This window comes from Adlercreutzia wanghongyangiae (genome assembly GCF_035989245.1).
GTDB lineage: Bacteria > Actinomycetota > Coriobacteriia > Coriobacteriales > Eggerthellaceae > Adlercreutzia > Adlercreutzia wanghongyangiae.
On sequence record NZ_JAYMFF010000002.1, the window covers coordinates 198,929 to 223,886 of the forward strand.

General features: G+C 62.3%; 20 protein-coding genes and 1 pseudogene. 4 read left to right on the forward strand and 17 right to left on the reverse strand.

The features are described from left to right. The 14 genes from VIN30_RS01230 to VIN30_RS01295 all read right to left on the reverse strand — a co-directional run bounded on the left by VIN30_RS01230 (position 1) and on the right by VIN30_RS01295 (position 16,787). Positions 1 to 1,053: a type II secretion system F family protein gene (locus tag VIN30_RS01230; protein ID WP_338208637.1), complete on the reverse strand. Its 1,053-nt coding sequence runs from the start codon at positions 1,051 to 1,053 to the stop codon at positions 1 to 3. A gap of 18 nt (positions 1,054 to 1,071) precedes the next feature. Then, on the reverse strand, positions 1,072 to 2,034 hold the full coding sequence (locus VIN30_RS01235; protein ID WP_326424752.1) for a transglutaminase-like domain-containing protein: 963 nt from the start codon (positions 2,032 to 2,034) through the stop codon (positions 1,072 to 1,074). A gap of 4 nt (positions 2,035 to 2,038) precedes the next feature. Then, on the reverse strand, positions 2,039 to 5,035 hold the full coding sequence (locus VIN30_RS01240; protein WP_338208640.1) for a hybrid sensor histidine kinase/response regulator: 2,997 nt from the start codon (positions 5,033 to 5,035) through the stop codon (positions 2,039 to 2,041). A gap of 69 nt (positions 5,036 to 5,104) precedes the next feature. After that, positions 5,105 to 5,467 (reverse strand): Hpt domain-containing protein, encoded by a 363-nt coding sequence (locus VIN30_RS01245; protein WP_326424754.1) that lies wholly within the window; start codon positions 5,465 to 5,467, stop codon positions 5,105 to 5,107. Between the two features lie 30 nt (positions 5,468 to 5,497). Beyond that, on the reverse strand, positions 5,498 to 7,624 hold the full coding sequence (locus VIN30_RS01250; RefSeq protein WP_326424755.1) for a bifunctional diguanylate cyclase/phosphohydrolase: 2,127 nt from the start codon (positions 7,622 to 7,624) through the stop codon (positions 5,498 to 5,500). Between the two features lie 100 nt (positions 7,625 to 7,724). Then, positions 7,725 to 8,960, reverse strand: coding sequence for a phenylacetate--CoA ligase family protein (locus VIN30_RS01255; protein WP_338208641.1), 1,236 nt, complete (start codon positions 8,958 to 8,960; stop codon positions 7,725 to 7,727). Between the two features lie 225 nt (positions 8,961 to 9,185). Then, entirely contained in the window at positions 9,186 to 9,605 is a 420-nt protein-coding gene (locus tag VIN30_RS01260) for a PIN domain-containing protein (RefSeq protein WP_338208642.1), read from the reverse strand. Beyond that, complete coding sequence (locus VIN30_RS01265) at positions 9,602 to 9,898, reverse strand: hypothetical protein (RefSeq protein ID WP_326424758.1); 297 nt, start codon at positions 9,896 to 9,898, stop codon at positions 9,602 to 9,604. Before VIN30_RS01265 ends, VIN30_RS01260 begins: the two co-directional genes overlap by 4 nt. A 194-nt stretch (positions 9,899 to 10,092) precedes the next feature. Next, entirely contained in the window at positions 10,093 to 10,818 is a 726-nt protein-coding gene (locus VIN30_RS01270; protein ID WP_326424759.1) for a response regulator transcription factor, read from the reverse strand. Continuing rightward, positions 10,802 to 12,487, reverse strand: a complete 1,686-nt coding sequence (locus VIN30_RS01275; RefSeq protein WP_326424760.1) for an ATP-binding protein — start codon at positions 12,485 to 12,487, stop codon at positions 10,802 to 10,804. Before VIN30_RS01275 ends, VIN30_RS01270 begins: the two co-directional genes overlap by 17 nt. 201 nt (positions 12,488 to 12,688) lie before the next feature. Then, a complete protein-coding gene (locus tag VIN30_RS01280; protein WP_326424761.1) occupies positions 12,689 to 13,288 on the reverse strand; it encodes a 4Fe-4S dicluster domain-containing protein in 600 nt (199 codons plus the stop codon). Between the two features lie 3 nt (positions 13,289 to 13,291). Then, entirely contained in the window at positions 13,292 to 15,958 is a 2,667-nt protein-coding gene (locus tag VIN30_RS01285; protein ID WP_326424762.1) for a molybdopterin-dependent oxidoreductase, read from the reverse strand. A gap of 219 nt (positions 15,959 to 16,177) precedes the next feature. Further along, positions 16,178 to 16,489, reverse strand: coding sequence for a type II toxin-antitoxin system RelE/ParE family toxin (locus VIN30_RS01290; protein ID WP_326424763.1), 312 nt, complete (start codon positions 16,487 to 16,489; stop codon positions 16,178 to 16,180). Beyond that, positions 16,482 to 16,787: a type II toxin-antitoxin system Phd/YefM family antitoxin gene (locus VIN30_RS01295; RefSeq protein ID WP_326424764.1), complete on the reverse strand. Its 306-nt coding sequence runs from the start codon at positions 16,785 to 16,787 to the stop codon at positions 16,482 to 16,484. Before VIN30_RS01295 ends, VIN30_RS01290 begins: the two co-directional genes overlap by 8 nt. A 249-nt stretch (positions 16,788 to 17,036) precedes the next feature. On the opposite strand from VIN30_RS01295, the gene VIN30_RS01300 reads away from it, so the two are divergent. The 4 genes and pseudogenes from VIN30_RS01300 to VIN30_RS01315 form a co-directional block, all read left to right on the forward strand. Then, positions 17,037 to 18,377, forward strand: coding sequence for an ammonia-forming cytochrome c nitrite reductase subunit c552 (locus VIN30_RS01300; RefSeq protein WP_326424765.1), 1,341 nt, complete (start codon positions 17,037 to 17,039; stop codon positions 18,375 to 18,377). A gap of 132 nt (positions 18,378 to 18,509) precedes the next feature. Further along, complete coding sequence (locus VIN30_RS01305; RefSeq protein WP_326424766.1) at positions 18,510 to 20,027, forward strand: ATP-binding protein; 1,518 nt, start codon at positions 18,510 to 18,512, stop codon at positions 20,025 to 20,027. Beyond that, the gene (locus tag VIN30_RS01310) at positions 20,008 to 20,769 is read left to right on the forward strand and encodes a response regulator transcription factor (RefSeq protein WP_326424767.1); all 762 of its coding nucleotides are present in this window, start codon (positions 20,008 to 20,010) and stop codon (positions 20,767 to 20,769) included. Before VIN30_RS01305 ends, VIN30_RS01310 begins: the two co-directional genes overlap by 20 nt. 56 nt (positions 20,770 to 20,825) lie before the next feature. Beyond that, positions 20,826 to 20,930, forward strand: a pseudogene (locus VIN30_RS01315) (toxin-antitoxin system HicB family antitoxin); the annotation flags it as partial. Positions 20,931 to 21,008: 78 nt separating this feature from the next. On the opposite strand, the gene VIN30_RS01320 reads toward VIN30_RS01315, so the two are convergent. The 3 genes from VIN30_RS01320 to purE form a co-directional block, all read right to left on the reverse strand. Further along, complete coding sequence (locus VIN30_RS01320) at positions 21,009 to 21,776, reverse strand: 2-oxoacid:acceptor oxidoreductase family protein (RefSeq protein WP_338208647.1); 768 nt, start codon at positions 21,774 to 21,776, stop codon at positions 21,009 to 21,011. Continuing rightward, positions 21,773 to 24,124 (reverse strand): thiamine pyrophosphate-dependent enzyme, encoded by a 2,352-nt coding sequence (locus VIN30_RS01325; RefSeq protein WP_338208649.1) that lies wholly within the window; start codon positions 24,122 to 24,124, stop codon positions 21,773 to 21,775. Before VIN30_RS01325 ends, VIN30_RS01320 begins: the two co-directional genes overlap by 4 nt. Before the next feature lie 277 nt (positions 24,125 to 24,401). Next, a complete protein-coding gene (gene purE / locus VIN30_RS01330; protein WP_326424772.1) occupies positions 24,402 to 24,863 on the reverse strand; it encodes a 5-(carboxyamino)imidazole ribonucleotide mutase in 462 nt (153 codons plus the stop codon). Between the last annotated feature and the right edge of the window lie 95 nt (positions 24,864 to 24,958).

Below are 24,958 nucleotides of genomic sequence, written 5' to 3' on the forward strand. Positions count from 1 at the left end.
CTATCCGATCGATCCCATGATGCCGATGAGCGGCATCATGACCGAAATAAGCGTGGCGCCCACGGCAATGGTCAGGAAGGCGGCCAGGGCCGGCTCGATGTTGTCGATGGCCGCATCTATCTGCATGATGGCGTCATCGAAGAAGTTGGCCGACAGGCGGTCGAGCGCCGCGTCCAGAGAACCAGAGCGCGTGCCGATGGTCAGCATGCGGGCGTGAATCTGCTCGAACACCTCGGCCTCGCTGATGGCCTGGGCCAGCGAACGCGGTGCCGAGGCGTCAATCATGAGCGCGTAGGCCGCCTGGGCCTTGGCGCGCAGGCCCGCATGCTCCACCACCTCGATGGCTTCCTTCATAGCCACGTCGGTGTTCACACCCGAAGCCGTGTAGGCGGCCAGGGCCGACGCGAAGCGCGACACCGCCAGCTGCTCCATGGCCCCGCGTGTGGCGGGGAATTTCTCGAACAGGTGCATCACGGCGATGCGGCCGGCTTCCGAACGGCAGGCGATCACGCCGGCCAGGGCCACCACGGTGCACACCAGCGTGATGCCTAGAGCCACCCAGCCAATGCCGATAGAAAGCCCCACGGCACCGAAGGAGCCGTCGGTCAGCGAGCCGGCCATGGACACGTACACGTCCTCGAACACCGGCAGGATGATGATCACGGTGAAGGCCAAAATGATGGACATCACGCATAGCAGCGCCGCCGGATAACCCACCGACGATCGAATCTTCGCGAACAGGCGGTCCTCCTCGTCGTAGTACACGCCCAGCGCCCGCAGCACCTCTTCGGTGCGGCCGGCGTTCTCGCCCACGCGCACCATGTCCACGGCGTAGCGCGGGAAGGCACCCGACGCCTGCATGGCATAAGCCAGGGTGTTGCCCGCCGTCAGCTGGCCGTACACCACCGTGCAAGTGGCCTGCAGCCCCTCGTCGCCGATGTCCTCGGACAGCATCCCCACCGCTTCGTCGGTCTGGATGCCGGCCGCCAGCATCATGGCGACGCTCTCGCAGAAAAGGCTGATTCCCGCACTGTCGAGCTTCGGTTTGGCCATAGTCTCCCCTGTCTGTTCCTAATACGTGTATCGATCGGTGTAACTGGTGCCGTCGCCGATGGTGCTGGCCGCACCCGACGCGGCGAAGGTCAGATCGACCCGCGTCCAGTCGTTTGGCTTAATGCTGATTTCCACGCTCACCCATTCTCCATCAATATATACCATGTTCCAGGCATGGTACACATCATCAGGAGAAACGTAGCCGGTCACCACCTTACAGGGAATGCCCAGGCTGCGCAGCATGGCGGCGCCCAGCGAGGCGTAGTCGAAGCAAATGCCCGTACCCGAGGCCAAGGTCTCGTCGGGGTCGGGCACATAGCCGGTAGCCGAGGCCAGCTCGGCGGCCTTATCGTGATCGTAGGTGATGTTGGCCACCACCCACTCGTAGATATTGCGCACCACTTCGCCCTGATTGGTGCAGTCGGCCGTCAGCTCGCGCGCCTTGGCCACCACGGCCGACGACTCGCCGTAGTCCACGAACATGTTAGGCACCAGAAACGGCGCCTGCTCGCTGGCCAGCGTCACGTTCTCCACCACGCTGAACAGCTCCACGTAGTTGCTGCCCGAAGTGTTCTGCATCACGCGGAAGTTGTAGGGGCCGTCGCCCATGTTCACGGGCACCACGATAGGGGTGCCGTCGCCGGGCAAATCGTAGTTGTAGCTCATGTCGCCTTTGCTCACCTGGAACTTCAGGCGGCTGGACGAGGTGGCCGACGCGCCCACATAGCCTTCGGACACAGCCGAAGTGTCAATGGCGCAGTCGTTGCCCGTCTGGGCGAACTCGCCGTGGAAGGCCGACAGGGTCACCGAGCCGGGCTGGCTGTACGCCGGACCCGACGTGGTGCCGCCATCGCCCTCGCCGCCGGAACCGCCCGTCGCGCCGCCACCGCCCGAGCCGCATGCGGAAAGAACCGCCCCGCACAGCAGCAGGGCCGTCAGCGCCGCAGGCAGCGCACGCCTATGGGAACGCAGGCGGCCCATGGGTCTACAGCCATTCCTTCAGCGTTTTAATGAGCAGCTCGATTTCCATGGGCTTCGACATATGGGCGTTCATGCCGGCCGCGCGGGCGCGGGCCACGTCGTCGGCGAAGGCATCGGCCGTCAGCGCCACCACGGGAATGGTTCCCAGGTCGGGGCGCGGGTCGATCGCGGTGCCGTCGGGACCCTTTCCCTCGGCTGCGGCGCGAATGGCGTTGGCGGCCTCGTAGCCGTTCATCACCGGCATCTGAATGTCCATGAACACCAGGTCGTAGTGACCCGGCTCCGCATCCAGCAGCGTATCCACGGCCACGCGGCCGTTCTCGGCGTGATCCACTTCCAGGCCCGTCATGCCCATGATGTCCAGGGCGATGGCCGCGGCGATGGAGTTGTCCTCGGTCAGCAGCACGCGGTGGCCGCTGAAGTCGCTCTGCTGCAGCACCTCGTATTCACTCACGGGTTCGGGCTCGTCGGCAGCCAGCAGGCCCTTCATCACATGCACCAGACGGCTGCGGAACAGCGGCTTGGCGATGAAGGCATCCACGCCCACCGAGCGGGCTTCCTGCTCCACGGCCGTCCAGTCGTAGGCCGACAGGATGATGATGGGCATGTCGTCGGACACGATCTCGCGAATCTCGCGCGCCGCCTCGATGCCGCTCTTGCCGGGCATCTTCCAATCCAGGATGATGGCCACGTAGCTGCGAGCGTTCTTCTCGGAATCGCGCACGGCGGCCACGGCGTCGTCGCCCGACAGCACGTAGTCGGGCTCCATGCCGATGGACTTCAGCACCTCGCAGGCGCTCTCGCAGGCCTCTACCTCGTCGTCGGCCACCAGCACGTGCAGACCCTCCAGGGGCGTCAGGTCGTGCTCGTCGCCCTCGCGCAGCTTCATGTACACCGTCACCGTGAAAGTGGTGCCCTCTCCCAGCTTGCTCTTCACGTCGATGGTGCCGTTCATGAGGTTCACCACGGAACGGACGATAGACATGCCGAGACCCGTGCCCTCCACCTTCGTCACACGCGAGTCGTTGGCGCGGGTGAACGGCTCGAACACCGTCTTCACGAAGTCCTCCGACATACCGCAGCCGGTATCGGAGAAGGTGAACTCGTAGCAGCCCGAGCCCTTCACGCGGCTCGGCAGCTCCTTGATGCGCAGACTCACCGTGCCGCCCTCGGGCGTGAACTTCACCGAGTTGCCCATGATGTTCACGAACACCTGCTGCAGACGCATGGGGTCGCCCACCACGTGCTCGTGCTGAATGTCGGCGATCTCCACCTTCAAGTTCAGCTTCTTGTCGTTGATCTGCGGCGTCATGATGGAAAGCAGGCTCTCCACCGTCTCAGGCAGGTCGAAATCCTCCTCCGACAGGCCCAAATTGCCGCTCTCGATCTTCGCCATATCCAGCACCTCGTTGATAAGGCCGAGCAAATGCCGGCTCGAGGTGGTGATCTTCGTAAGGCAGTCCTTCACGCGCTCCGGATCGTCCACATACATAGAGGCGATGGCCGTGAGCCCCATGATGGAATTCATGGGCGTGCGGATGTCGTGGCTCATGGAGTTCAGGAAGTCGGTCTTGGCGCGGCTAGCGCGCTCGGCCTCGTTAAAGGCATCCTGCAGCGCGTTGTGCTGGGCAATCTCGCGCTCCTTCACGTCGGTCACGTCCTGCACCGACAGAAGCACGCTCGTCACCACGCCGTCGGCGTTGCGCTGCAGCGGAATCATGGACGCCTGGTTCCAGGCCACCACCCCCGTGTCGGGGTCTTCCAAACGGTATTCAAGGTGCAGATAGGGCACGCCCTCGGTCAACTGCGCCTGAATGTACTCGGGCGTGAGCGCCTCTTTCATGCGTGCGCACTCTTCCTCGTTGTAGAAGCGCGTCTGCCAGTAATAGCGGAACATGTTGTAGTCGCCATTGCGCGGCAGGTCGTCCTTGATGCTCTCGTCCTTCAGGTACTCGTAGGTGTTCTTCTCGAGGTCGATCACCGCGAAGCGCTGGAACAGCGCCAACGACGAGTACACGATGCTGGTCACATGCTCGCTCTCGCTGAGCAGTCGCGAGCGCTGGCGCATGGTTTGCACGAGCAGGTAGCCGGCCACCAGGGCCAGGGCGCCGCCGACCAAACCGACCAGCACCACGCCGGCCAGGGCCGCGCGGCTCTGCATGCCCTCGGTGATGCTGATGGGGAATGTGCGCATGAGCATCCAGTCGTAGTCGGGCAGCTTCATAACATAGGCCATGCCCGAGCCGGCGGGGCTGCGGTAGTCGAAGGTGACCGAGGCGCCGTCGGAGAACGCCTCCTCCAGCTCGGCGCGGCTAATTTCGCTGGTGCTGCCCTCGTTGGTGTAAATCTCGAAGGCGCTCAGCACACCGCCAGCCGCTTCAGAGGCGGCGGAATGGGCCACCACCGTGCCGTCGCGCGCGCACAGGAACGTGGAGGTCTTCTCGCCGAAGAAGTTCGTGGCCAGGAAGTCTTTCATGGAGTCCTCGCGGTAGGCGCCGGCAATAACGCCGATCACCTCGTCCTGGTACTTCAGCGGGGTGTAGAAAATGATGGACAGATCGTCGTAGAACAGCGAGCTATCGGTGGCGTACACGCCCGATTCGCCCTCCATGCCGCGCACGAAATAATCGCGGTCGGACGCATCGGCCGTGCGCCCCCGATCGTCGTAGGTCATGCCCGTGGCGTCCGAGAAGGTAACGTAGCTGAACTTCGTGTAGGCCGCCAGGGCGCGAATGCCGTCGATGGAGGCCTCGTCGGGATCGGTCAGCGAGCTCTCGTACAGCGAGGTGAGCAGGCGCACCTCGGTCTGCGAGTCGGTCATCCACTCGGAGATACGCCGGGCCGACTGCTGGGTCGACCCTTCCAAGTACTGGGCGTTCTGGGCCGAAATGCGATCGTTGTTCATGGTGATGAACAGGAAGAAGGCGGCAACGACCACGGCGAGCGCGATCAAGGCGATGATAATGCGCCCGCGTCTTATCTTGTTATCTGTTTCGGTCATCACGTCCGTTCCTTAACCCTTTTCAGAGAGACTTGGTCAGCAGCGTGCCGCCGTTTGGCGACCGCCGTTCTAAATGATGGCGATGGAGTCGACCACCAGCGCGTAGGCGTCGCGCACCGCCGGCAAAAGCTCCGGCACCGCCGCCAGGTTCGCCGGCGTGCCGGCGTCGTCCAGGCGCAGGGCGTCGGACAGGGCGCACGAGGCCTCGAACAGCGGGGTGAAGCCCAAGTCGCGGCTCACGCCCTTCAGGGTGTGGGCGCCGCGGTAGGCTTCGGAGAAATCCCCGGTTTCCAGGGCGTTCTCCAGCGTCTGCATGGACGTGTCCTGCAGGAAGATCTTCGCGAACTTCTCGATGCGCTCGTCGGTCATAAGGCGCCCGCGCACCGTCTCCAAGTCGCCGCCCATGGCAGCGTAGGCAATCTCCAACGACATGGTCTCTCCTTACCGTCTTTGTTGCGCAGTCTACTGGTCTGCGTCGCTTCTGTCTATGCCCGAGAGCGCCGTGGCTCCCTCGATCACCGAGCCGCGCTCGGCCTCGCTTAAATCGTCGTAGAACGCGTAGCCGCCGCGGCCGCCGCGCTTCTTGTAGTACAGCGCCACATCGGCCCGGCGGAACAGCTCGTCGTAGTCGCGCACGCCGTCGTCGGTGGTGGCCACGCCCATGGACACCGACAGCGGGAAGCCCTCGAACTCGCCTTCCAGCGAGCCGTGGATGCGCTCGATCAGCGGGCGCGGGTCCACGGGGCATTCCATGCAGATGAGGAACTCGTCGCCGCCCACGCGCGCCACCACGTCGCCGCCGCGCACGCTTTCCTGCAGACGCTCGGCAAAGTGCTGCAGCACCTTGTCGCCGAACTGGTGACCGTAGGTGTCGTTGGCCTGCTTGAAGAAGTCGAGGTCGCACACGGCCAGCACCAAGCGGTCGGTATCGCGGTCGCAGTCATCCCCGTCGCCCAAACGCTCGACGATCACCTTGCGGGCGAAGGCACCGTTCACCACTTCGGTCAGCGGGTCGTGATAGGCCTTGAACTGCAGGTCGCGCAGTTCGGCCTGGCGATCGTCGATGTCGATGAACTTGCCGATGGACCCCAGATAGGTCGGCGGGTTCTCGTCGGACCACAGCGCGCGGGCCAGCGCATGCAGCCAGCGCGTCTCGCCGTTCACGGTCACTTCCATTTCCATATCCACCAGGGGGTTCTCCCGGTCGCTGGAGCGCAGCAGACGTGACAGCTCGGCCAGATTCTCGTGGCCGAACACGCTGCAGAAAGCTTCGTCGTTGTAGGGATCCATCACAATCTCGGGCAGCCCCAGCTTGCGATCGCCCCAGTCGGACAGCACGATCATAGGCGGCTCTTCAGTGAACTCGAACTGCACCTCGTTGCTCATGGAGGCAAAGAAGTGGTACTTCATGCGCTCGTAGTCCAGAAGCTCCAAAGTGCGGCTGGACGCCTCGGCGGCGCCGTTGTCCAGCGCCCCTTCCGCCAGATGCAGGGTGTCCACGGCAATCTCGCGGCCCGTCACCCCACGGTTCAGGCGGTTTTCCAGATCGTCGGCCACAGCAGCCAGGCATTCCAGGATAAGCGGGTTGAAGGCGCCGCATTCGCCGTCGCGAATCATGCGCAGGGCCTCGTCGTGGCTGAAGGGCGGCTTGTACACACGCTGGCTGGTAAGGGCGTCGTACACGTCGGCCAAAGCCACCACCTGGGCCGATATGGGAATCTCGTCGCCCGCCAGGCCGTCGGGGTAGCCCCGGCCGTCCCAGCGCTCGTGATGCCAGCGGCAGATGTCGCGGGCCACGCGCACCAGCTTCTCGTCCTTGTACAGCTCCAGGTCGTCCAGCATGTCGCTGCCCACGGCGGAGTGCGTCTTCATGATGGCGAACTCCTCGTCGGTGAAGCGACCCGGCTTGTTCAGCACCTCCTCGGGGATGGCGATCTTGCCGATGTCGTGCAGGCTGGACGCCATGGTGATAAGCGAGATGTCGTCGGCGGTCAGCGCATACTGATCGGTCAGACGCACCAGCTGGGTGAGGATCATCTCGGTCATGGCCTGCACGTTCAGCACGTGCATGCCGCTCTCGCCGTTGCGGAACTCCACGATGTGCGACAGAATGTACACCATCAGGTTGTTCGACTTCTCGCGCTCGTACACCTGGTCGGCCACCATGCCCATCAGCGTGCGCTGCTTCTGATACAGCATCAGGGTGTTCATCACGCGGCGGCGCACGATGTTCACGTCGTAGGGGCGATTGATGAAGTCGGTCACGCCCAGCTCGTAGGCGCGCTCCACGTAGGCGGCGTCCGACTCGGCCGACACCATGATGACCGGAATGTCCTTAATCCAGCCGTTCTTGTTCATCACTTCCAGCACGTCGAAGCCGTTCATCTGCGGCATCACGTAGTCGAGCAGCACCAGCGAAACGCCCGTGCCCTCCTTCTGCAGCATGGCGACGGCCTGCTTGCCGTCCTCGGCCTCGATGATGCGGTAGGCGTCGCCGATCATGTCGGCCAGAAGCGCCCGATTCAGCATCGAGTCGTCCACAATGAGAATGGTCTGCTTTTCGTTCAAGCTCGTAATGATGGCTCTCATCCTCCCATCGGCGGGCTTTCCCTTGCGACCCGGAAGCCTTCCTCCCGTGTCATCCTGAGCGAGCGAAGCGAGTCGAAGGATCTCCCCGCCCGCCCCTTTGCTAGTAGCGGCTGTCAAAAATGCGCTTGGTCTTCTTCTCGGAACGCGGCAGCTCTCCCAGAGGCACGCCCTTGGCCTCCGGCGTGCAGCCGAGCTTCGCCTTGAAGATGAGCGCCAACTCCTCCTCGCAGCGGGCAAGAGCCTCGCCTTCCAGCGGCGTCTCGAACAGCACAGTGAGCACGTCGTGGCCGTCCACCGCCTCGATCATCACCTGGTATTCCGAGCTGGTGCCGTCGGTGGCCTTGATGACCTCCTCCACCTGAGCCGGGAACATGTTGCAGCCCTTCACTTTGAACATGTCGTCGGTGCGGCCGGTCAGCGTGGCGATGCGCGGGTGGCGGAGGCCGCAGGAGCAGGCACCGGGAATGATGCGCGTGAGGTCGTGGGTGCGGTAGCGGATGAGCGGCGCGCCCTGCTTGCGCAGGGTGGTGAGCACCAGCTCGCCCTCCTGGCCGTCGGGCAGCACTTCCCCGGTTTCCGGGTCCACGATCTCGATGTAGACGAAGTCGTCCCAAATGTGCATGCCGTCATGGGCGTCGCAGGAAATGCCGATGCCCGGGCCGTACACCTCGGTGAGGCCGTAGATGTCGTAGATCTCGATGCCCAGCTCGTCCTGGATGCGGTTGCGCATCTTCTCGCCCCAGCGCTCCGACCCGATGACGCCCTTCTTCAGGTGAATCTTGTCGCGCAGGTTGCGCTTGGTGATTTCCTCGGCGAGCAAGAGCGCGTAGGAGCTGGTGGCGCAGATAACCGTGGACTTTAGGTCCTGCATCATCTTCAGCTGCTTTTCGGTGTTGCCGGGGCCCATGGGAATGGCCATGGCACCCAAACGCTCGGCGCCCAGCTGGAAGCCGATGCCGGCCGTCCACAGGCCGTAGCCCGGGGTGATCTGGATGCGGTCGAGCGGCGTGATGCCGGCCACCTCGTAGCAGCGGGCGAACTGGGTGGCCCAGTCGATGACGTCCTGCTGGGTATAGGGGATGATGACCGGCGTGCCCGTGGTGCCGGACGAGCTGTGGATGCGCACCACTTCCTCGTCGGGCACGGCCTGCAGGCCCAGCGGGTATACCGCGCGCAGGTCGTCCTTCTCGGAGAAGGGCAGCTTCTCGAAATCGGCCTGGGTGCGCACGTCGGCCACATCGATGCCTTCGAACTTCTTCGCGTAGAACGGCGAGCGTTCCTTGATGGTGGCCAGCTCGTGGGTAATGAGCTCGAGCTGCTCGGGGGTCATCTCCATGGGTGCGCGTCTCTCCTTAGGGCACAGTTTTCGTAAGTCTGATCCATTCTAACAAACTGGCAACAAAAGACGCGTGTGATTCATCACAATCCCGCAGGTGAGATAAGGAGATGGCAAGCGGAAAGATGAGGGGAAAGGTTTGCATTGGCGGGAGGTGCGCGGGAGAGATCGCCCGAAGAGGAGTCGCGCGCGGACACCGGAAGGAAAGAGCGCGGCGCGACAGCGCTACAGCCCCTTGGCTTCCGCAAAACGGAGGAACTCGCCCGCCTTGAAAATGCGAACACCCGCAAAGGGAAAATCTTTGGTGTTGTTGGAGATCAGAAGCCCTTCCACATATACAGCAGCCTCTAAGAAAGGCTTGTCTTTCACATCGGGATACACGAGGGCGGGAATGAACTTGGGAACAACCTCGACCGCCACCTCGAGCACAAGCGCCAAAAGCGCCGTGGCCTCTTCCGAAAGACCACGAAGGGCGATGAGGCTTCGGCCCAGCACGTCTCGATACTCATCAACGATCTGAGAGCTTACGATGATCTCGAACGCCTCGGGGTGTTCGAGGATCTTCATGAGCGCCCGGGCGTGCTCGCCTTCCGGCGTCATAAGCGTGGCCACGAGCACATTGGTGTCGAGCACAATCCCAATCATGCAACGTGAGCCTTTGCAATGCGCTCTTCCCTGATCTCGTCAATGAACGCATCAATATCGTCGATGGAAAGCGCCGGCAAAGCCGAAGCTTCGTTTTTGGCTTGGGTCGATGCGAGAATTTGAGAGAGGCGCTGCGCCGGAGTTGCCTCGCTGCTGACATCCTGTGCTATGAGCTGCCTCATGCGTTCGGACATATTCTGACCTTGCTGGGTGCAACGCTCCCGAAACTGAACTTTAAGCAGAGGGGGCAGGACCACGCGCATTACCTCGCCTGCCGTTGAAGCTGTTGCCATGGCTAGCACCTTCCTTTCGATTGATAGCTATGATTGTACCATCTTTTAGCTATGATTACCGGAATGGCAGAGAGCTGCTACCGTCTCCTTCGCATGGGGAAGCCGGGGCGTCAAAATGCCCCCTTCCGCGGAAGGGGGCACAGGGAGGGTGCAGTATGAACAGTCGGGCTAAGCGTGAGCCGCTGCGCAGCAGGCTATTCGGCCGCTAGCTTGTAGCCGACGCGCCACACGGTTTGCAGATAGCGCGGCTCGCTGGGATTGTCCTCTATTTTCTCGCGAATCTTGCGCATGAACACCGTAATGGAGTTCTCGTCCACCTCGGCCGCGGGGCCCCACAAGTGCTCGTAGATGCGCCGGCGTGTGTACACTTCGCCGGGGCTTTCGGCCAGAAGGGAGAGGATTTCGAATTCCTTGGCCGTCAGCGGCACCACGTTGCCCCGCAGACGCACCTCGTACTGCTCGAACAGCACCTCCAATTCGCCGATGCGGCAGGGCTCGCGCTTAACGGGCGCCGTATCAGCGTCGGCTCGGGCATGGCGGATGTCGTCGCGGTGACGCCGTACGTGGGCCTCGATGCGCAGCAGCAGCTCGTCGGCGATGAAGGGCTTCGTCACGTAGTCGTCAGCCCCAGCCCGAAAGCCGGTGCTCTTGTCCACGATGTCGTTTTTCGCCGTAAGGAAGATCACGGGAATGCGGCGCCCCTCGTCGCGCATCTGGCGGCACACGTCGAAGCCGTTTAGGCCGGGCATCATCACATCCAGCAACAGCAAGTCGGGACGCTCCTCGTCCAGCAGGCGCAGCCCCTCTCTGCCCGACAGCGCGCCGCAGAAGGCATAGCCCGCCTCTTCCACCACGTCGCGCAAGCTGGCGTGAATGCCCGCGTCGTCGTCGATGAGCATCACTTTAATCGGCTTGTCCATTGCCTTTTTCCTTCCCTTCTTCCTGCGGGCCCTGAACGGGAATGCGCACCGTGAACGTGGCGCCCTGGCCCAATGCGCTTTCCACGTCCACCGAACCACCGTGCATTTCCGCGTACTCCCGCACAATGGCCAGCCCCAGGCCCGTGCCGTTGTAGCGCCGGGTGGACGAGGAATCCACCTGGGCGAACTTCTCGAAAATGCGCTCGTGGTCGGCCGGGGCGATGCCGATGCCCGTGTCGATCACGCGGAACAGCACCTGGTCGGCTGCCGCGTCGAAGACAGCTTCCAGCTTCACGCTGCCGCCGTCGGGTGTGAACTTCACGGCATTGCCGCACAGGTTCTGCAGCACGTGCACCAGTTTGTCGAAATCGGCGCGCACCAGGGGCACCTCGGGGGCCACCTCGCTGGTAAACGCCAGGTTCTCCTTGGCTGCCAGCGGGCCCACCGTGGCGCGCACCATGCCCACCACATCGCCCACATCCACCACTTCCGGGTTCAGCTTCACTCGACCGGCATCCAGGCGGCTCATCTCCAAAATGTCGTTGATCATCAGCATCAGCGCCTGGGAATTCGCCTCGATGCCCGCCAGCGCCCGCGCTTCTTTCTCGGTGGCAGGCACCACCTGCTTGCTCAGCAGATCGGCGAAGGCCACGATGGAGGTGAGCGGGGTGCGCAGCTCGTGGCTGACCATCGAGAGGAAGTCCGACTTGTACTGGTTCTCGTCCACCAGCTGGGCGTTCACCGCCTCCAGCTGGCGACGCTGATGCTCCAGCACCTCGTTGGCCTGCTGCAGCTGAGCCGTGCGGTCGGCCACCTCGTCTTCCAAGCCGGCGTAGGTATCGGCCAGCTCGCGCGCCATGGCATTGAACTTCGTGGTGAGGGCGCTCACCTCCTGGGACGACTCGCTGTAGGTGAGCTGCACGTTCAGATTGCCCTCGGACACCTGCTCCACACCGGTTTGAATCTTCCCCAACGGGCGCGTGACCAGGTGATTCAGCGCAATGTACACCGCAATCAAGCACACTGCCACCATCACGGCGAAAAACATCACGTCCTGCGTGATAGACTCGCGCTCGCTTTGCTGGTACACATCCAGGGGCATCACGATGCTGATGGCGCCCCCGACATCCCCCATGGTCCAGCCCTCCTTGGGATAACCCGTCACATCCAGCTCGCCCGCCGGCTCGCCGTGGCATTGCAGGCAAGCCTCTTCGATGGTCATGGGGGCCAGATAGCGGAACACCTGGTTGCCGTCGTATTCCGCGAAACCGTAGTAGTCGGCGCGCGAGCGATCGGCACGGAAGGCATTCAGAGCCGCCGCCTCGTAATCATCGGGCGTGTCGGCGGCGTTGCGCGGGTTGAAGTTCACATAGCGGGTGGTGTAGTCGGACTGCAGGGTGAACATCTGCCCAATTACGCGGCCGGCAATGGCGCAGTGCAGCCCCTGGTACGCCCCGTTTTCCGTGAACGCCACCTGGGCCAGGCGGTCTTGGTTCAGCACCATGAACTCCCACACGGAGTCCATCTGCTGGGCCAGGGCGCGCCCCTGCACGCGCAGCTCGTTTTCCATCTGCTTATGCTGGTTGGTGGTCGTCCACGCCAAGTTCGCCCCCAGCGACACCGCCAGCAACAGGGCGATCAGGCACAGGAACTTGGTTTTCAGCCTCACGCTTCCACCTCCCCTTTTCCCTTTTCAGCGGCACCGGCGCAGCCACATACCCCGCTGCGGCCCTCGGCCACATCATGCCTCCCTCTTCTCCGGCAAGACCCCAGTTTAGTGCAGAAAGCCGCCGCGCTCCACCTTGCCGCCCCAGAATGCGAAAAGCCGAGCCGCGCGGGGAGGGATCGCGCGGCTCGGCCGGGAAGTGCCCTACAGCACCAGCGATTTCGGATCGGATTCCAGCGCGGCGGGACGCGCATTGATCACCACCGACGGATCGGTCTGAGCCGCGTCGGGCAACACGGCAATCTGGTTCACCCCGTCAGGATGCGCGGCCCGTAGCTCGTCGATGGGCCCGAAGTCCAGCGCGCGCATGGGGCAAGCCGCCACGCACGCGGGCTTCTCGCCAGCCGCCCGCAGGTTGATGCAGCCGTCGCAGCGATGCACCACATTCAGCTCTTTAATGAGCACCGGGTGGCTGTACGGGCAGGCCTTGGTGCAATACTCGCAGCCGATGCACTTTTCATCGTCGTGCTGCACGGTGCCGTCTTCCTCGTTGATGTAGGTGGCGCCGGCGGGGCACACATCAACGCAGGCCGGCGTGTGGCAATGATTGCACGCCCCCGAGTAATGGTAGGTGGCCGGCTTGGGGAATTCGCCCGTCTCGAAGGTTTCCACCTTGCGGAACAGATAACCCACTTCCAGATCGTTCTTGTCTTTGCAGGCGATTTGGCACGTCCGGCAGCCCACACAAGCCTGCTGGTCGAAGTAGAAACCCTGGGGGTTCTTGTTTTCCTTCACGTCGGCCATGGGTTACTCACCATCCTTGCATACGATGCGGAGCGGCTGGTCGACATCGGCGCCCAGGGCCTCGCCAGAGTACTTCTCAATTTTGCAAATCACCGAATTGAAGCCCGAGGTGCCCAAGCCGTTGGGAACCTGACCGCTCAGGTAATTGTCGGCACCCGCCCGATCAACACCCGTCTCCTCGTCAACGTCAACCCAAGCACCATGGGGAATGGCCACGACACCGGGGCGCAAACACTGGGTAAGCGTAGCGTTGCGGAGCGTCTGGCCGTAAGCAGTGGAAACCAGAACCGTATCTCCGTCGGCAATTCCCTTCTCGGTGGCATCGGAAGTGTTGAGGAAAACCGGGTTTGCCCAGGCCTCTCTCAGCCAGCCAACATTGTCGAATACCGTATGGGACCGGCGCAGATAGTGGGGATTGATCACCTGCAACGGATACTCGCCTTTTTCTTGCGCGTCCCAATTGCTAAATGTGTCCTCGTAGCCATTGACCACATGCTGGTAGGTAGGAATGGGAGAAATCTGATTCCAGCCCATGTTGTTGCACAAATCGGCCAATGTCTGGCAGTAAATCTCAAGCTTGCCCGAGGGGGTGTCGAGCGGATTGGCCACGGGATCGTTGCAGTAGTCCTCAAAGGCAATGTAGCCGTAGTTGTCGCCCTGCTCGCGTTTGACCTGGTAAACTCCAAGTTCTCGCAGTTCCTTGTACTCCAGCTTGCCGTCAACGGGGTCGCCCTCAGCTCCCATCGCCTCGATATCATCGGCGGTGATGTTAACGGCAGGCACATAGGTTTTGCCGTCGCTGTCGAGCACCGTCATCGTGGCCAGCGTGTTGTAAAGCATCTGACCGCTGGTCAGCGGGGCCACCTCGTTTTCGTTAACACCCAGGCGTTTAGCCAGCTCTACGGCAATCTCGCCGTCGGACTTGCACTCGTACAGCGGGTCGATAACCTTGGTGTAGTGCACCATCATCTCGCGATTCGAGGAGTGCACCAGGGTGCCACCCAAAAAGCCCCAATCCTTCTCCCATTCGGTGGTCACGGGCAAGATGATGTCGGAGTAGCGGGCGTTGGTGGTGAAGAACTGCGCATGAGTGACCACCATGTCAACCTTGCGATGGGCCTCGATGCCCTTCTTCATACCATCGGAGGTCTGCAAGTCGGCAGCAGCAGGATGGTAGATGACACGGATGTCGATATCGCGCTTCTCACCAGGTTGATACTGAGTCGCCGAGAAAGCATGGCCGGCGCCGGTCCAGTTGTAGGAGCCGCCCAAGATGGCATCGTACACCTCGTTGGCGTTGATGGAGTCGTCCACGGGATTCTCGATGCCCTCCACGCCGTTCGAGCCGGCCGCGATCAGAGCATCGCCGCCATTACCCGAAGTGGCATGCATGGTGGAGCCGGTCATATGGCCCGACTTTCCCATGTGGCCGCCCATGGCACCCAGGGTCATGACCAACTGGGGCAGATTGTCCACGTTGTGCACGCGACCGGACGCCATGCCGCACAGGAACGCCACCTTGTTGTCCTTGCCCATAAGCACGGCCAGCTCGCGAATCTTGGCGGCTTCAACGCCGCAGATCTGCTCGGCCCATTCGGGCGTCTTGGGAGTGCCGTCATAGGCGCCCATCACGTAGTCTTTGAAATTCACGTTTTCCTTGGCGTCGGCCGGCATGTGATCGGCATCGAAACCCACCGTCAGATTGTTGAGGAAGTCCCAGTCGATAAGCTTTTTGTCGTCGTCCTGCTCGAGCATGGCATAGGCCACGGCCAGCATGAACGCCATATCGGTGGCGGGTCGCACCGGAAGCCACTCAGCCTCCAGCAGAGAGTAGGTGTCGTTGTAGAAGGGGTCAATGCAGATGAAACGGGCGCCGGCCTGCTTCGCCTGCCAATAGTTCCACGTCTGGCTGCCCATGGCGCTCCAGGCGGGATTCATGGAAAGCATGACGATGATCTCGCTATTGCGCAAATCGAATCGGTCGTTGATGGTCTGATCCCAGTTGCCACTATGATGGAAGCCGCACACAAAGGGCGTTTTCGACCAGGCGCCGAAGGAATTCGTGTTCCAGAACTCGGTATAGCCGCCAAACAGACCGAGCACGCGGGACATATCACTTCCGCCGCTGTTCCAGCCGCCGGACAGGAGAATGGAGCGATTGCCCGCCTGCTCCTTGGCCTTCTTCAGCCCCTCGGCAACATAATCCAAGGCCTCATCCCAGCTGATGCGCTCCCACTCATCCTTGCCGCGCATTTCACCATTGGGAGCATCGGGGCTCCAGCCCTTGCGCTTGAGCGGATACTTCAGGCGGTCTTCCGCAAGCACCTGACGCGTCTGGCTGCGGCCGCGCAGGCAGCCGCGCTGCTGGGGGTAGTCGGGACTATCCTCGTGCGTGTCGTCAGTCTTCTGACGCACGGGCATGCCGTCTTTAACGAGAACTTTGTTCAAACAACGACCGCCGCAGTTGTGCCAGCAAGCGGCAGTGATCCAGGTTCCCTCGGTTTCCGGCGACGGAGCGCCCGTTTCGGACAGGCCCTCCTGCGGCGCCGGGGCCGCGCAGGCGGCCAACGCACCGCCCACGGCAACGGATGCCGTAGCAGCCGTCGTGGCCTTGATGAAGCTGCGACGCGTCAGCTTCGACGGGTCGTGCCCTTCTTTCGTTTGTGCCATAAGGTCCTCCTCTTCTCGTTTCCCCTCATCGCACTATACGCATTTCAGCGCAAGACAAGGGTACGAGATCGGATTCCCCCAAGCCATTACCTCCGCCCGCAAATTTCCTTTCCGAATTATTAACGCCCCACACAAGATGCCTTCAAATGTTGGAGGAAGGCGACCGATGCGAGGCGTCAACGGCGAAACGATAGCCCTTTCGTCCGCTTACCCATTCGCTTAGAACTCAACCAAGCTGTAGGTGTCCATATTCTGGCGCTGGTGCATGATGCGGTAGACGGTAAGCGTGGCGGCGTTGTAGCGGTAGCAGATGATGTAAGAGCCCGCGAGGGTGGTGCGGTACTCGTGCTCGAGATGATCGTCGGTGAAATGGCCGCCCGCATCGGGAAACGTGCGCGCCATATCGAGGGCCGCATCGATAGCCTTGACGGCATCGAGCGCAGCCTGAGGGGCGCGCCTCTCGTGGCCAAGATAGATGGCGATAGACTCCCGGTCGAGATGGGCGCGCGGCCGCCATGCAAGATCAAGCATAGTCGAGCCCCCACACTTTGAAGATCTCGGCCATACGCGCGTCCGATTCCTCCGCCGTAAGGGCCTGGGGTCGGTAGCGCTCCTCTATCTCCGCCTCGCGCAACGCGAGGAACATGCGGTTGCGTTGGGCCGCCGCCTCGTAGGCCGCGCAATCTTCCAACACATAGGCGGGCACGCCGTTCTTCGTCAGAATGATGGGCTCCTGGGTTTCCGTCGCCTGAGTGCATACATCGTTGAACTGCGTACGCAGATCGGTAATGGGCCGAATAAGCGGAATCGCCGCCGTTGCAGATGCCATGGTATGCCTACTTTCCTATCGTGAATTATGGTAGGAATTATATACTCTTTTATAGACTCTTCAAGCTGTTTTCTTGATTGCCCGTCTCTAAGGAAACGCGCTGCAAGATGCCTTCTCAAAAGTGATTGCGCTGCGATTGCGAAAGCGCAATCTGAAGTCAAGGGCAGCACGATTGGCGGTATTACCTGGGGTTCGTATACTGAGGCCCAGGAAGGAAGGCAATCATAATAAGGAGAGGAAGGGATTTCCATGAAAGCATTCAGCTTCCAACGCAAACACGTCATCGGCGCCGCTTGCGTTGCTACCGTGATGCTCTTCGCCGCCATCGCTGGATGCGCGCCCGAGCAGGCGCCCCAAACCGATGCAGCACCCGCAGAAGCCACTGACGCCACAGCCGAGGGAACTATGGCCGGCTACGCCGAGATGTTCCCGCTGCAGTATGCGTCGCTGCAGCAGGAGCGCACCGACGAGAACGGCATCGTTAAGGGCCACAGCATCGGCCAGCTGCGCGATATCTGCGAGGCTCCCCTCGCCCGCGACCAGAACGGCGACGTGCTTTTGGGCGAGAACGGCACCGTAACCGCTTCAGGTTATGCCTACGACGAGGAGCTCGGCATGTACGTGCTGCCCGAGCAGACCGACGAGCAGCTGAAGGAGACCGGCCTGTACAGCGGCTGCGTCGCCTGCAAGTCCTCGAAGTTCAATGACATTTATGCCCAACAAGGAGCCTCCGCTTTCGGATCGGTATACAACAAGCAGGCCCGCGAGATCGTAAACGGCGAGTACTTCGACTGTGCCATGTGCCACGACGGCATGCCGTCTGCAGACAACCTTAAGGCGAACTTGGTGTACTTCAACGCCCTGGGCGATGACTTTGCGGCCAACCTTGTTCCGAAACTTGCCGTCTGCGCCCAGTGCCACAACTCCTACGACTACCGCAGCCGCATTACCACTGAAGCCGATTTGGAGAACTTCCGTCCCTATCGCTACGGCACCGACCTCGAGTCCGTATTCAAAGCCAGCTACGAGGATGGGGTGAACTTCGCGAAAGACGAGGAGACCGGCATTTCCACCAGCTACATGGTGCACCCGATCATCGAGATTTTCCAGACCTCGCCCATGGCCAATCTTGGTGTGACCTGCGTCGACTGCCATATGCCTAAGACCACCGACGCCGAAAGCGGCACCACCTACACCAACCACTTCGCCGCTAACAATCCGCTGGAGAACGAAGATTCTCTCGAGTACTGCCTGACCTGCCACAAGAACCAGGGCATTGAGACGACTGCGGATATGAAGGCCTACGCCGAGCAGAAGGCCGACGAGTTGGCTCGCGGCTATGAGGAGCTGACCGCCCAAGCCGAGACTTTCAAGGCCGCGCTTGAAGAGGCCATCAAGACCAAGTCCAAGGACGAAGCCACCCTGGACAAGGCACGTGAGCTGTACGCCAAGGCCTCCTGGTACGACCACTGCATCAATACCCAACCGAGCGTGATTTCGGTTGGCCACATGGCCTCCATGGTTGACGGCTCGGCCCTCGTCGAGGCCGGCGAGAAGGCCTGCAGCGAAGGCATGGCCCTCATCGCCTAGCGACCCAAACAACCTCGGCAATCTTTCCAGCCAGCAACCCGGCCGCCTCCCCCCCGGCCGGGTTGCGTTGCACCTGAACCCCCTTTATTCTTAAATCCCTCCCTTTCTCAGAGAGCACGGAGAGCGAGCCCCATGGCCAACACAAGCCCTTCAAGGAAATTCTCCGACGGTGCGACTCCTTCGCGCCGTCCGCTTCCTCGGCGTTTCAGCGAGCTTGTTGTCATTGTCGTGCTGCTCATCATGGCCCTCTACACCGCTTGGAGTCTGGCGGAACAGGATCGCTCCGTGGAAGACAAGGCCCTCACTGAAGCGCGCGCTCTCAACCGCCAGATGATGGCCTCGTGGGCCTATATCGACGACGTGCAAGACGCTATCAACTACGACGCCGACGGCAGCTATAACTTCAAGAACGTGTACTGCGCCGCCGCGGCCAAGGGCATCGCAGAAAGGTTCACCGATCTGTCCGATGGCTACGCCATTCGCTACGTACGCACCGACCCCCGCTCGGTCGACGATACTCCCGACGCATTCGAAGAGATGGCTATTTCCGCCCTTAACGATGGCACGGCTCTGGAATACTACGAGCTATGCAACTACGAAGGAGCACCAGTGCTACGCTATGCCTCTCGTCTGAATGCCGACGAGTCGTGCCTAAAGTGCCACGGAGCGCCCCGGGGCGAGCTCGATGAGATGGGCTTTTTCAAAGAGGGCATGGTCAAGGGCGACCTGGCCGGCATTGCGAGCATCGTCGTTCCCATCGAGTCCTATCGCCTCGACGCACAATTGCGCATGGCAGCAACGCTTGCTTTGTTCCTTTTGCTACTCGTTGTCATGGTATTCGTTATTCAGAAGGGTCTCAAGCACTGGGTTACGGGGCCTATGGCCGACGCCAACGAGAAGCTGCTGCAGGCAAACCGCGAGCTGGAGGAAGCCAGCGGACTTCGAGACGAGTTCCTTGCCACCATCAGCCACGAACTACGCACCCCCCTTTCGAGCATCATCGCCTTCACCGACTTGTGGGCCGGCAAGGATACTGGCGATGCGGGGCAGCGCGAACTGGTGCACCAGGTGGGGCAAAACAGCAAGGTTCTTCTGAACATGGTGAACAACATGATCGATACCGCGCGGGTCGACTCAGGCAAGTACCGCCTCGTCAGTGAAGAGGTCGACCTGGTTGACGAAATTGTGGACCTGCGCGCCATGGCTGGTCCGCTTGCCACGCGCAAGGGCATCGACTTCGCCGCCTCCATTGACTCCGACGTGCCCATCCTGCGCAGCGACTGGACCGCCATCCATACTATTTTGGGCAACCTGGTAGCCAACGCCCTGTCGTTCACCGACCGAGGCGGCTCAGTGTGCCTGCAGGCCACCCTTGATGCTGCGCACCAGCAAGCTGTCATCACCGTCGCCGATACCGGCTGCGGCATTGCCGAGGAAGATTTCGAGCGCATCTTCCAGAAGTTCGAGCGCCCCGGCATTGAGAAGCGCGCCGACACCGTGGGCAGCGGCCTGGGCTTAGGCCTTGCCCGCAACCTTGCCCGCATGCTGGGCGGCGATATCACCGTTGAAAGCGCCATCGGACATGGCAGCACCTTCACATTCACGCTGCCCCTAGAAGGAAAGGAAAACCATGAAGGTACTCGTAGCTGACGATGAGTCGAGCCTGAGACTGGCCGTCCGCCTCATCCTCGAGAAGCGGGGCTACGAAGTATGCGAAGCCCAGGATGGTCTGCAAGTGCTGACCCAGCTGCAGCGCGAACGTCCCGACCTCATCATTCTTGATGTAACGATGCCCAAGCTTGACGGTCTGGAGGTCAGCGGTGCCATCCGCGACATGGGCTTCGATGTGCCCATCATGATGCTTTCGGCCAAGGGGGCCACCGACGACCGCGTCCGCGGCCTGCGCTCGGGAGCTGATGACTACCTGCCCAAGCCGTTTTCAGAGGAAGAGCTAGTTCTGCGCGTCGATTCCCTCTGCCGGAGGGCTCAGCGTATGCGGGATAATGCCAGCGAGACGTTACCTGACGGCGAGCGACAAATTCCTCTTTCCGGAAACGTCGAAGCTGATGCCTTAGAACCTACCGGCGAGCGCTATGTTCGGCATCTGCGGAGCCTCACCATCGACCTGCGTCGCTGCGAGGCGTTTATCGACGGCGAGGCCGTTGCACTCACTCACCGGGAATTCCAGATCCTCGCCCTGCTATCCGAAGAACCAGGTGCGGTATTTTCCCGCGAAGAGATAATCGAGCGTCTTTGGGGCCTCGATTTCCTCGACGGCTCCATCAGCATTCCCACCTACATTCGCCATATCCGCGAGAAAATAGAGGAAGACCCCAGCGCACCTCAGTACCTGCAAACCGTCACCCGCTTCGGCTACCGCCTAGAGCCTTAAGATCTACGCTTGACCTCTCCACCCCCCGTAGGGGCGACTTCAGTCGCACCTACTCAGGCAAGTTCGCCCTCCGCATACCGCCCGAGAAACACCGCGAACTCGCCATCGAGGCCGCCGAGCAGCACGTCTCCCTCAACCAACTGGTGGTCTCCCGCCTTTAAGGCTACCTCACTTGAGGAGGGCGGACTGAAGTCCGCCCCTACGTGTGCAATGACATATTATTCCAGCAGAAAGAGGCGCTAACCGTAAGCCTGGGCGGCGTGGTCGATGGCGGTAAGGTTCATGGCTACGAACTGGGGTTTTACACAGGCTTTTACCGCTTGCTTTACCTCGTCTAAGGTGAGAGGGACGCGGTTTTGGGCCACGGCTACCGCCAGCAGCATCATGTTGAGGGATTTGCGAGAGCCCGCGCCGACCTCGCGCACCAGAGCCTCGTCGTCCACGGGGACGAACAAGGGCACGGGGTAGCCTTCCACGCCAGGGGCAGCCGTGTCGGCGCTGAGGGGATGCCTCGACTCCGCGCCTTCGGCACTCCGCTCAGGATGACACGGGGCCCCGGTCGCATCGGACGCGGCCAACACCGCCTCGCGAACCGTCGCGGCCACGGCTTCCCGAGAGGCCTCTGCTTGGAGAGAATTCGCGAGCGCCGCCACGACATCGCCGGCGCGATAGGGCTGGCTCGCCAGGGCTGCCGTTACAGGCTGAATGGCCGTCGTGGCCGTCACGAGCACGCCGCCCGGAGCCAGATAGGGCAGCGCGCGGGCGGCCTCGCCGGGCTCCAGGGCAATAACCAGGTCGGCCGTGCCCGGGGTGATGAGCGACGAGAACACCTCTTCGCCGCTCGAGCCCATGCGCACGTGGCTGGTCACGTTGCCGCCGCGCTGGGCCATGCCGATGGTCTCGGCCGTGCGCACCTGCCAGCCCTTGGACTGAGCCGCCTGAGCCAACACCTTCGCGGCCAGCACCGTGCCCTGACCACCCACACCTGCCAGAAGAACATTGATCATCGGATGCCTCCCTCTTCTGCAGCTTCTGCGGCTTCCGCCGCGCCCAGCGCCGCGCCGGGCGTCTCGTCCGGCTGGCCGGCCAACTCCGTTTCCTGGAAGTCGCTCACCTCGTCGACCAGCACGCGCGGAATCGGTCCCGTCTGGAACGGATCGGGATTGGGCGCGTACATCACCGGCTCCACCGGAGCCGCGCCGCCGAAGCCCGGCGCGCCCTGAATGGCATCGAACGGGCACACCTGGGCGCACAGGCTGCAGCCGTCGCACAGGCTCGCATCCACGAAGGCCTGGCCGCGCTCGCCCGATTTCGGACCGCGCCGCGCTTCGTCGAAGCCAATACCCGGGCAGCCGATAGAGGTAATGCACTTCTTGCAGCCAGTGCACACATCGGCGTTGATGACCACCGGCGCGTCGGGCTTTTTCAGCTGAATGCACGGCGCACGGAAGATGATGGCGGAAGGACCTTCGAAGTCGATAGCCGCCCGCGTCGCTGCCACGGCACCTTCCAAGCTATGGGGGTTCGCAAAACCAATATGCTGAACGCCCAGGCCGTGCAGCACTTCCTCGATGACGATAGGCCGGCGCCGCTCGCCCATGAGCGTGACGCCCGTGCCCGGATGCGGCTGGCTGCCCGTCATGGCCGTAGTGGCGTTGTCCAGAATGGCGAAGGTGACATCGTGGCCGTTGTACACGGCGTTGGCAATGCCGGTCATAGCGCTGGCGAAGAACGTGGAGTCGCCCACGAAGGCCACCTGCTTCTTGCCCGGCTCGGCCACAGCGAAGCCCTGAGCCATGGTAATGCCGGCACCCATGCACAGGCAGGTGTCAACGGCATCGAGCGGGGCGGCGTTGCCCAAGGTGTAGCAGCCGATGTCGCCGCAGAGCACGGCATCGCGGCCACGGAGCGCCTGCTTTACGGCGTAGAAGCTGCCGCGATGGGGACAGCCCGCACACAGCACCGGCGGACGGACCGGTAACGTGCCCTCGTAGCTGAGATGGTTCGCGCCGATGGTGCGAGCCACCAGGGCTGCAAGAGACGAGCAGTGCGAGGGAGAGGCTGCGTCCTCGCGCGCAGATTCCGCAGCGAACGGAACAGCCCAGTGGGCTGTTCCGCCGAGCGAGGACTTGCCTGAGCACGTGGATGCGGCCTCTCCCTCGCACGGAGGAAGCGCATTCTCTCCCGGTCCCAGCTGTCGATTCTCCCGCTCTGCCAGCCACTCGGAGTTCGTGCGATCGAAGAAGCGGCCCAGGCGACCGGCGATGTTCTCCGTGGTGTTCTCCCCGCGGTCGTTGGCAGAACCCGTCAGTTTCCCGTGCACACGCAGCGGCAAGTGGCGCGCGCCCGCAAGCTTCAACATCTCCTCTTCCAGCACCGAGTCCAGCTCTTCGAACACGATGACATCGGTCAGCCCCTCGGCGAAAGCCGCAGCGGTCTCAGCTGGGAACGGGTAGGGCGTACCCACGGCCAGCAGACGCCAACGCGGTACCGCAACCCCCGCCGCCGCGGCCTCGGCTTCCATAAGCGAAAGCGCCTCGCGGGCGTAGGCCGTCGACACACCGCCAGTCACGATGCCCACCGTGGGTGCCTCGGGCACAGCGCCTTCCGCAGCATCTCGTTCGGCCGCGCCGCATTCCCCGCCGCCTTCCACCACGTGATTGAACCGGGCGAAGTCAGGGTCGTGATCGAAATCCCAGGCGATCTGGGCCAGTCGGTGGTTAATCTCGCCGTGGCCCTCATAGGCGCGCTTCGGGAAGATAACCCACTTCGGGTCCTTCCGGAAACCCTCCTCGGGCAGCGTGCGCCCGTGGGTTTCCTCGGCCACATCGAAGAAGGTGGAGGCATGGTTGATGCGCGTGGTGGGACGCAGGATGACCGGGGTACGGTAACGCTCGGACAGCTCGAAGGCCGCCTTCATCATGGCGAAACCCTCGTCGGGCGAGCTGGGGTCCAGCACCGGCACCTTCGCGAAGGCTCCGAAGCGGCGCGTGTCCTGTTCGGTCTGGGACGAAATAGGACCGGGATCGTCGGCCACGAACAGCACGCAACCGCCACCCACGCCCACGTAGTTCAGCGACATGAGCGCGTCGGACGCCACGTTCAGGCCCACCTGCTTGCAGGTGAACAGGACGCGCGCGCCGCAGTACGAAGCGCCGGCCAAAAGCTCCAACGCCGCCTTCTCGTTGGTGGACCACTCCACGTGCACATCGCGCGCCGCACCGTTGGCATGCAGCTTCGCCACGGTTTCCACCAGCTCGGACGAGGGCGTGCCGGGATACCCCGCCACCACGTTCACCCCGGCCTCTAAGGCCGCGTGCGCGAACGCCTCGTTCCCCATCAGAAGTTTCTTCATAACACCTCTCGCACTCTTATCGACCCTCAATGCGACAACGCTTCATCGTTTTGCACGCGAAATTGCGTTTGTTAGCATCCAGCATCTTCCCAAAATCGGCATCCCGCAGGTTTTCCGCGCATCTTATAAGCCTTATCCTGCCTTTTTACCCCCCATATTGGGTCCGCGAGACGTCCTAGCGGCTCGCGAATTCCCAATACATGCTAACAAACGCAATTTCAGCGACAAAATCGAAACATCGCCCAACACTCACGGTGCCCGACCGCTAGACCAAGCGCTAGCGGGCCATATCCGCCTTCAGGTCGGCCACCTTCTGCAGCATGGCCGCATCGTTCGTGCCCATCATCTGCACGGCCAAAATGGCGGCGTTCTTCGCGCCGTTGATGGCCACGCAGGCCACCGGCACGCCCGAGGGCATCTGCACCATGGACAGCAGCGAATCCAAACCGCCCAGATCGCTCGTCTTCATAGGCACGGCGATGACCGGCAGCGGCGTGAAGGCGGCCACCACGCCGCCCAGGTGCGCGGCCTTGCCCGCCGCGGCGATGATGACCTTGATGCCGCGTTCCACGGCCGTTTCGGCCCACTCGTGCACCACGGCCGGCTTGCGGTGGGCGCTGGCCACTTTCACCTCGTAGGGCACGCCCATGGCGTCCAGCTGGGCCATGCACGGCTCCATGGCCGGCATATCCGATTCCGATCCCATGATGATGCCGACCACCGGCGTCGCGTCGCTCATTTGCGCATCCTTTCCCCGAAGGGCCGCGCGGGCGTGCCGTCGCGACCAGAAACAATGCCCTCCATTATAGAACCGCCGCGTTGCAAAACGCCTAC

Bases quoted from the DNA above. Each gene is read 5' to 3' on its own strand.
- VIN30_RS01295 (WP_326424764.1), bottom strand. From the start codon at position 16,787: ATGGCATCTGCAACGGCGGCGATTCCGCTTATTCGGCCCATTACCGAT.
- VIN30_RS01300 (WP_326424765.1), top strand. From the start codon at position 17,037: ATGAAAGCATTCAGCTTCCAACGCAAACACGTCATCGGCGCCGCTTGC.
- VIN30_RS01255 (WP_338208641.1), bottom strand. From the start codon at position 8,960: ATGGAGATGACCCCCGAGCAGCTCGAGCTCATTACCCACGAGCTGGCC.
- purE (WP_326424772.1), bottom strand. From the start codon at position 24,863: ATGAGCGACGCGACGCCGGTGGTCGGCATCATCATGGGATCGGAATCG.
- VIN30_RS01250 (WP_326424755.1), bottom strand. From the start codon at position 7,624: ATGAGAGCCATCATTACGAGCTTGAACGAAAAGCAGACCATTCTCATT.
- VIN30_RS01325 (WP_338208649.1), bottom strand. From the start codon at position 24,124: ATGAAGAAACTTCTGATGGGGAACGAGGCGTTCGCGCACGCGGCCTTA.
- VIN30_RS01260 (WP_338208642.1), bottom strand. From the start codon at position 9,605: ATGATTGGGATTGTGCTCGACACCAATGTGCTCGTGGCCACGCTTATG.
- VIN30_RS01265 (WP_326424758.1), bottom strand. From the start codon at position 9,898: ATGGCAACAGCTTCAACGGCAGGCGAGGTAATGCGCGTGGTCCTGCCC.
- VIN30_RS01285 (WP_326424762.1), bottom strand. From the start codon at position 15,958: ATGGCACAAACGAAAGAAGGGCACGACCCGTCGAAGCTGACGCGTCGC.
- VIN30_RS01245 (WP_326424754.1), bottom strand. From the start codon at position 5,467: ATGTCGTTGGAGATTGCCTACGCTGCCATGGGCGGCGACTTGGAGACG.
- VIN30_RS01290 (WP_326424763.1), bottom strand. From the start codon at position 16,489: ATGCTTGATCTTGCATGGCGGCCGCGCGCCCATCTCGACCGGGAGTCT.
- VIN30_RS01230 (WP_338208637.1), bottom strand. From the start codon at position 1,053: ATGGCCAAACCGAAGCTCGACAGTGCGGGAATCAGCCTTTTCTGCGAG.
- VIN30_RS01270 (WP_326424759.1), bottom strand. From the start codon at position 10,818: ATGGACAAGCCGATTAAAGTGATGCTCATCGACGACGACGCGGGCATT.
- VIN30_RS01235 (WP_326424752.1), bottom strand. From the start codon at position 2,034: ATGGGCCGCCTGCGTTCCCATAGGCGTGCGCTGCCTGCGGCGCTGACG.
- VIN30_RS01305 (WP_326424766.1), top strand. From the start codon at position 18,510: ATGGCCAACACAAGCCCTTCAAGGAAATTCTCCGACGGTGCGACTCCT.
- VIN30_RS01320 (WP_338208647.1), bottom strand. From the start codon at position 21,776: ATGATCAATGTTCTTCTGGCAGGTGTGGGTGGTCAGGGCACGGTGCTG.
- VIN30_RS01280 (WP_326424761.1), bottom strand. From the start codon at position 13,288: ATGGCCGACGTGAAGGAAAACAAGAACCCCCAGGGTTTCTACTTCGAC.
- VIN30_RS01310 (WP_326424767.1), top strand. From the start codon at position 20,008: ATGAAGGTACTCGTAGCTGACGATGAGTCGAGCCTGAGACTGGCCGTC.
- VIN30_RS01240 (WP_338208640.1), bottom strand. From the start codon at position 5,035: ATGACCGAAACAGATAACAAGATAAGACGCGGGCGCATTATCATCGCC.